Source organism: Microbacterium sp. UBA837, assembly GCF_002296025.1.
In the GTDB taxonomy this organism is placed as follows: Bacteria; Actinomycetota; Actinomycetes; order Actinomycetales; family Microbacteriaceae; genus Microbacterium.
Genome location: NZ_DBHD01000204.1, coordinates 1 through 6,267, shown reverse-complemented (window position 1 = coordinate 6,267; position 6,267 = coordinate 1). Strand labels below are relative to the sequence as shown.

The window sequence follows — 6,267 nt, the reverse complement described above, 5'->3', positions numbered from 1 at the left end:
GTCAGCGCGGTCCCCGGTCGCGGAGACATGCTCGGAAAGGTCCGCCCGGCGATCCAGCAGTTGCTGTCAGTGCTCCCCGGTGACGTGCGCATCGGAATCATCGGCGGTGCTGGCGGGAGCCTCGTGGCCCCTGGCGGGCCGCGTGTGATCGACAGCGGCTTTCCCGACGAGTTCAAGCCCGAAGCGCAGGAAGCCATCGACATCCTCGAAGACCTGCAGGCCGACAGTTCGGGTCGCGACTGGTTCTTCGTGCACCCGGCCGGCGGCTTCGGCGCGTGGAACCCGGGGGAGCGCACCGGGAAGTACCGCACCGGCGGCGACGTCATCGTGACGGATGCCGACGGCGAATCCTTCATCTCGGGAGCTGACCTTGCCGTGGCGGTACTCGACGAGATCGAGAACCCGCAGCACGTGCGCGGCCGCTTCACCGTGGGCTACTGACCGCGCACCCTTAGACCAGGTCCCGCCAGTCGGTGGGACCGGTCGACGGGCTGCGGGTCACCGGGACCGCATCCGTCACGATCGGAATCGCCAGCGTGTCGGTCGGCGGCCCCATCACTGTTGCTTCGTCGCGGCGGAATCTGAGCACGTCGTCGATGTAGCTCGTGACAGCCTCGGCGACGGGCACTGACTGCCCGCGCGCCTGCGACATGTACCACCGGTGCTCCAGGAACTGGTGGTACACCTCCGCCGGTTCGAGCTTGGAGCGCAGGTCGAAGGGGATGGCGCGGATGACGGGTTCGAAGACCCGGGTGAGCCATTCGTGCGCCACCATCTCTTCGTCATCGCCCGCGCGTGAACCGCGTGCGTGAAACTCATCGAGGTCGTTCAGCAGCCGCCGCGCCTGGTTCTCTTCGACGTCGAGCCCGGTGAGACGGATGAGGCGGCGCTGGTGGTGACCGGCATCCACGACCTTGGGCTGGATGGACACGCGGGTTCCGTCGGCCGTTGTCTGCATCGACATCTCACCGATGTCGAAGCCGAGTTCGTTGAGGCGTTCGACGCGCTCGGTGATGCGCCAGGCCTCTCGTGCCTCGAACGTCTCGATCTCGGTGAGCTCCCGCCACAGGGACCGGTATGCGCTCATGATCCCGTCGGCGATCTCGACGGCGTCGACACCACCCTCAAGGCGTCCGCCGGCCTCGAGGTCCATGATCTCGCCGGCGATGTTGGTGCGCGCGACGTCGAGGTCGTGCTCGCGCTGCCCGGGCGTGAGTCCGTTTTCGTGCAGCTCGCCGGTCTCTGCGTCCACGAGATAGGCGGCGAAGGCTCCCGCGTCGCGGCGGAAGAGCGTGTTCGACAGCGACACATCGCCCCAGAAGAACCCGACATTGTGGAGGCGCACCAGCAGCACCGCGAGGGCGTCGACCAGTCGGGTTGCGGTAGTCGGCCGCAGCACCTGGGTGAACAGGGCGCGGTACGGGAGGGAGAACTTCAGGTGAGAGGTGACCAGGGCGGCCGGTAGCGGTTCGCCGTCCTCGTCACGGCGTCCGGCGATGACGGCGACCCGGTCGACACACGGCGCATCCAACCGGTCGAGGTTGCCGAGCATGTCATACTCGCGTCGCGCCATCTCCTCGGTGGTCTCTTTGATCGCCACCACGCGACCTGACAGGCTCGCGAAACGCACGGTGTGACGGGAGATGCCCTTCGGGAGCGACACGATCGTCTCGGACGGCCACTCCACGAGAGGCACCGACCACGGCAGGGTCAGCAGTCCGGGATCGACGGTGCTCGCGGTGATCGAGAGCTGCGTGGACGACATCCGATTCTCCGCATCCAGGGCTTACGTGCGTGACGGCGCGGACGTCTGAGACATCCGCGCCGTCACGAGGTCATGGTGATCAGGCCGAAGCGACAGCCTTCTCCGAGAGGCGCTCGCCCGACTCGAGGTCGAACAGGTGAACGTGGTCGAGAACCGGAGCCAGCACGACGGTCTCACCGGCGTTCGGGTGGTTACGACCGTCGACACGAGCGACGACATCGGTGCGCTTGCCGTTGATGTCGGCGTGACCGTAGAGGTAGCCGTCGGCGCCGAGCTCCTCGACGAGGTCCACGACCACCGAGAGGCCCTTGCCGTCGGCGGGGCTGACCTCGATGTCTTCGGGGCGGACACCGATCGTGAGCTCCTTGGCGCTCGTCTTGGCGAGGACATCGCGCTCGACCGGCACCAGGTGCGTACCGAAGTTGACGCCGCCCTCGGTCACGTCGACGGTGAACAGGTTCATGGCAGGGGAGCCGATGAAGCCGGCGACGAAGATGTTCTTCGGTGCCTCGTACAGATCGCGCGGGGTGCCGACCTGCTGCAGGATGCCGTCCTTGAGGACCGCGATCCGGTCACCCATCGTGAGGGCCTCTGTCTGGTCGTGGGTCACGTACACGGTCGTGACGCCGAGGCGGCGCTGCAGCGACGCGATCTGGGTACGGGTCTGGACGCGCAGCTTCGCGTCGAGGTTCGACAGCGGCTCGTCCATGAGGAACACCTGGGGCTGACGCACGATGGCGCGGCCCATCGCGACACGCTGACGCTGACCACCCGAGAGAGCCTTCGGCTTGCGGTCGAGGTACTGCTCGAGGTCGAGGAGCTTCGCCGCCTCGAGAACGCGGGAAGCGCGCTCATCCTTGTTGACGCCGGCGATCTTCAGGGCGAAGCCCATGTTCTCGGCGACGGTCATGTGGGGGTACAGCGCGTAGTTCTGGAACACCATCGCGATGTCGCGGTCCTTCGGCGGGACATCGGTGACGTCGCGCTCGCCGATGCGGATGTGACCCGAGTTGACCTCTTCAAGGCCCGCGAGCATGCGCAGCGAGGTGGACTTACCGCAACCCGAGGGACCGACCAGGACGAGGAACTCGCCGTCGCCCACTTCGAGGTTCAGCTTGTCAACTGCGGGACGGGTTCCACCGGGGTAGAGGCGGGTTGCGTTGTCAAAGGTGACTGACGCCATTTCTTCTTCTCCTTCACCGGCAGGTACGTGCCGGACGATCCGTTGTGAGGATGAGCGGGGGCTTGGCCCGCACGCCCGTCATCGGGCGCATCTTTCAGTATGCCACCCCCACCTGGGAGCGAACACCGAGGGCCGCTGTGCTCAGTGGCCCTCGCGCCAGGAGTGCTGGGGCGCGTAGCCCAGCATCCGTGTCGCCTTCTCAATCGACAGCAGCGTCTCGTTCGGTCCGACCTCGCGGGTGACCGGCACATCGGGGAAGACCTCCGCGAGCAGCTCGGCGTTCGGCCGCGACATCACGGTGTCGGCTGCAGCGATGATGTACTGCTCGAACCCGGCCGGCGCGACCTCGAGTGCGCGCTCGATGGCCTGCGATCCGTCGCGGGCATCGATGTAGCCCCACAGGTTCCACTTGCGGGCCCGCGCATCCTCATCGAAACGGGGGAAGGCCGCGTAGTCCTCCGGAACCATGACGTTAGAGAACCGCAGCGCTGTGATCGACAGATCGGGATGCCAACGCACGAGCTCGCGCGCCATCCGCTCTTCGAGGGTCTTCACGAGCGAGTACACGCTCTCGGGGCGAGGCTCATACTCCTCGTCCACCGGAACGTACGGCGGCGGCACGTCGAAGGGAAGCCCCAGCACTGTCTCGCTGGAGGCGTAGACCAGGCGACGGATGCCGAGCCTGACGCTCGCCCAAAAGACGTTGAAGGTCGCTGCCATGTTGTTGTGGAAGACCGCGACCTCGGAGCGGATGCCGGGTGCCGGGATGGCCGCGAGGTGAACGACGGCATCGAGCCCGCGGTCGTCGCGATCGCCAAGGCCCGCGAGGGCATCGATCACCTGGCCGTAATCGGTGAGGTCCACCTGCAGGAAGCCCGGCTGGGGGCGGCCGGCGATGTCGAACCCGATCACCTCGTGTCCCGCTGCGCTCAGCTCCCGAACAACGACGCTTCCGAGCTTTCCGGTCGAGCCGGTCACCACAATTCTCATGACCCCAGCCTTACACGCCCGATCGTCGAGGCGGCGGGACGGCGGGGCTTGATCGTCACCGGATGTTCACCGGGCGGTGAACGTCGGTCTCGTGTGAGGTACTCCGGTGAGTGAGAATGCGAAGACGGCGCACACGATGCAGACCGCGCCGTCGGAGGCTGCCATGTTCGAGAACGTCCCCGCCGGAGATATGCGGGCCTACATCGAGTACCTGCGCGAGCACGGCTACACCGTGCGCGACGGGCACACTCCCGACCCCGATCTGATCGATCCCGAGGGCAATCCGGTCTACACGTGGCAGGAGGGCTACCCCTACGCGGACCGGATGACGCGCGACGAGTACGAACTCGAGAAGTACCGCCTGCAGGTGGAGCTGCTGAAGTTCCAGTACTGGCTCGAAGACACCGGTGGCCGCGCCATCATCCTGTTCGAGGGCCGGGATGCCGCGGGCAAGGGCGGCACGATCAAACGGTTCACCGAGCACCTCAACCCGCGGTCTGCGCGCGTCGTCGCCCTGGCGAAACCGAGTGATCGCGAGCAGGGCCAGTGGTACTACCAGCGCTACATCCAGCACTTTCCGACCGCGGGCGAGATCGTCATGTTCGACCGGTCCTGGTACAACCGAGCCGGCGTCGAACGGGTCATGGGGTTCTGTTCGGATGACGAGTATGAGACGTTCATGGAGCAGACTCCCTCGTTCGAACGGATGCTGGTCGAGTCCGGCATCCATCTGACGAAGTTCTGGTTCTCGGTCTCGCGAACCGAGCAGCGCACGCGGTTCGCGCTGCGTCAACTCGATCCGGTGCGGCGGTGGAAGCTCTCGCCGATGGACATCGCCTCGCTGGACAAGTGGACCGAGTACACGGTTGCCAAGGAGGAGATGTTCCGCCGCACCGACAAGAAGTACGCGCCGTGGACCATCATCCGATCCAACGACAAGAAGCGTGCTCGGGTGAACGCGATGAAGTTCTTCCTCGGGCAGTTCGATTACGACGACAAGGATTTCGAGGTTGTGGGAACGCCCGACCCCTTGTTGGTGATGCGCGGCAAACAGGAAGAGGCCGACGAATAGCCTGACCGTGAGTGGTGCTGGTTTCCCGGCCACATCACACCTAAAGAGGCGCCATGTCTGGGGTTTTCCCAGGCTGTCTGGCTACCATCGTGGGCGGTGGTCGTTACCTGAGCGACATCCCCCCGGCCAACGCCACGGCCCCCTGTCGGGTACAGCCCGACCCCTTGTTGTGTGAAGAGGTTTCATGTCGAGCGATCAGACGCCCAGCGGTGAGCAGCCCACGGCGCCCGAGGCTCGCGACCGCCGCGAAGCGGTCCGCGAGAAGGCGCAGAAGGTTCACGCGAAGCAGACGCGAGCGCGCCGCATCCGTACCGGAATCATCGGCGTCGGAATCGTCGCTGTGGTCGCCGTCGTCGCCGTCTCGGTCACCTGGGCGGTGACCTCGACAACCTCGACGAGCGCGCTCAGCCCCGCTGCTGCCAAGGCCGACGGTTTCGCGGTGACCGACGTCGACGGTGCGGTCATCGCGCAAGAGGGCGTCGACGACAGCACGTCCACTGAGGCCGGGGCGACAAGCGCTGCGACCCCCGAGCCGACCCCTGTTGTCACCGAGGCGCCCGAAATCGAAATCCGGGTCTATGTCGACTACCTCTCAACCGGCTCAGCCGAGTTCCAGCTCGCCAACGCGGCGCAGCTGTCGACCTGGGTCGACGAGGGTGCGGTCAGCCTGACGTACTACCCGGTCGCGATGCTCACGGCGAAGTCCAACGGCACGAAGTACTCGCTGCGCGCCGCAGCAGCGTCAGCGTGCGTCGCCACCCACGCATCAGACGCGTTCTTCAAGTTCAACAACGCGTTGCTGGAGCAGCAGCCGGATGTCGACGCCGACGGGTACTCCGACACCGAACTGGCCGACATCGCGCAGGCATCCGGGGTGTCGAACCCCAAGGTCGTGCGGGCCTGCATCGAGGACGGCGACTTCCTCTCGTGGGCGAAGAAGGCAACCGAGCGCGCGGTCGAGGAGATCCCCGACACCGAGGGCGTCCAACTCACCGGCACACCGCTCGTGCTCGTCAACGGCTCGGTCTATGTCGGGGCGCTCGATGACCCGAAGGAGTTTGCCCAGTTCGTGTTGACGATCGACTCCGACGCTTACTATCAGACGTTGTCGCCGACACCGACGCCCACTCCCTGAGACGGGGAGCACCTCGGCGCCCCGATAGACTGGGCGCTCTGCCGACGTGGCGCAATTGGTAGCGCACCCGACTTGTAATCGGGCGGTTACGGGTTCAAGTCCCGTCGTCGGCTCCAGTTTTC

At 66.0% G+C, this 6,267-nt stretch carries 6 protein-coding genes and 1 tRNA gene; 4 read left to right on the top strand and 3 right to left on the bottom strand.

Annotated elements, in window-relative coordinates:
• The coding region (locus B3587_RS14680) for an NAD(P)-dependent oxidoreductase (protein WP_292730000.1) at positions 1-441 on the top strand (441 nt) is incomplete at its 5' end.
• Positions 442-451: 10 nt separating this feature from the next.
• Here the strand turns inward: B3587_RS14680 and B3587_RS14675 are convergent.
• From B3587_RS14675 to B3587_RS14665, 3 genes are all read right to left on the bottom strand, one after another.
• Positions 452-1,765 carry a DUF4032 domain-containing protein gene (locus tag B3587_RS14675; RefSeq protein ID WP_228176850.1) on the bottom strand — a complete coding sequence of 438 codons (1,314 nt, stop codon included), beginning with the start codon at positions 1,763-1,765 and terminating at the stop codon, positions 452-454.
• Positions 1,766-1,844: 79 nt separating this feature from the next.
• Positions 1,845-2,948: an ABC transporter ATP-binding protein gene (locus tag B3587_RS14670; protein ID WP_228176851.1), complete on the bottom strand. Its 1,104-nt coding sequence runs from the start codon at positions 2,946-2,948 to the stop codon at positions 1,845-1,847.
• Positions 2,949-3,089: 141 nt separating this feature from the next.
• Positions 3,090-3,938 carry an NAD-dependent epimerase/dehydratase family protein gene (locus tag B3587_RS14665; protein ID WP_228176852.1) on the bottom strand — a complete coding sequence of 283 codons (849 nt, stop codon included), beginning with the start codon at positions 3,936-3,938 and terminating at the stop codon, positions 3,090-3,092.
• Positions 3,939-4,128: 190 nt separating this feature from the next.
• Here B3587_RS14665 and ppk2 point away from each other — a divergent pair, with 190 nt between their 5' ends.
• From ppk2 to B3587_RS14650, 3 genes are all read left to right on the top strand, one after another.
• The gene (ppk2, locus tag B3587_RS14660) at positions 4,129-5,010 is read left to right on the top strand and encodes a polyphosphate kinase 2 (protein ID WP_375237365.1); all 882 of its coding nucleotides are present in this window, start codon (positions 4,129-4,131) and stop codon (positions 5,008-5,010) included.
• 184 nt (positions 5,011-5,194) lie between these two features.
• Positions 5,195-6,145 carry a DsbA family protein gene (locus tag B3587_RS14655; protein WP_292729993.1) on the top strand — a complete coding sequence of 317 codons (951 nt, stop codon included), beginning with the start codon at positions 5,195-5,197 and terminating at the stop codon, positions 6,143-6,145.
• A 40-nt stretch (positions 6,146-6,185) separates the two neighbouring features.
• Positions 6,186-6,261: transfer RNA gene (locus tag B3587_RS14650), tRNA-Thr, on the top strand.
• The last annotated feature ends 6 nt before the right edge of the window (positions 6,262-6,267 follow it).

Coding starts and splice junctions, on each gene's coding strand:
- B3587_RS14665 (WP_228176852.1), bottom strand. CDS start 3,938: ATGAGAATTGTGGTGACCGGCTCGACCGGAAAGCTCGGAAGCGTCGTT.
- B3587_RS14655 (WP_292729993.1), top strand. CDS start 5,195: ATGTCGAGCGATCAGACGCCCAGCGGTGAGCAGCCCACGGCGCCCGAG.
- ppk2 (WP_375237365.1), top strand. CDS start 4,129: ATGCGGGCCTACATCGAGTACCTGCGCGAGCACGGCTACACCGTGCGC.
- B3587_RS14675 (WP_228176850.1), bottom strand. CDS start 1,765: ATGTCGTCCACGCAGCTCTCGATCACCGCGAGCACCGTCGATCCCGGA.
- B3587_RS14670 (WP_228176851.1), bottom strand. CDS start 2,948: ATGGCGTCAGTCACCTTTGACAACGCAACCCGCCTCTACCCCGGTGGA.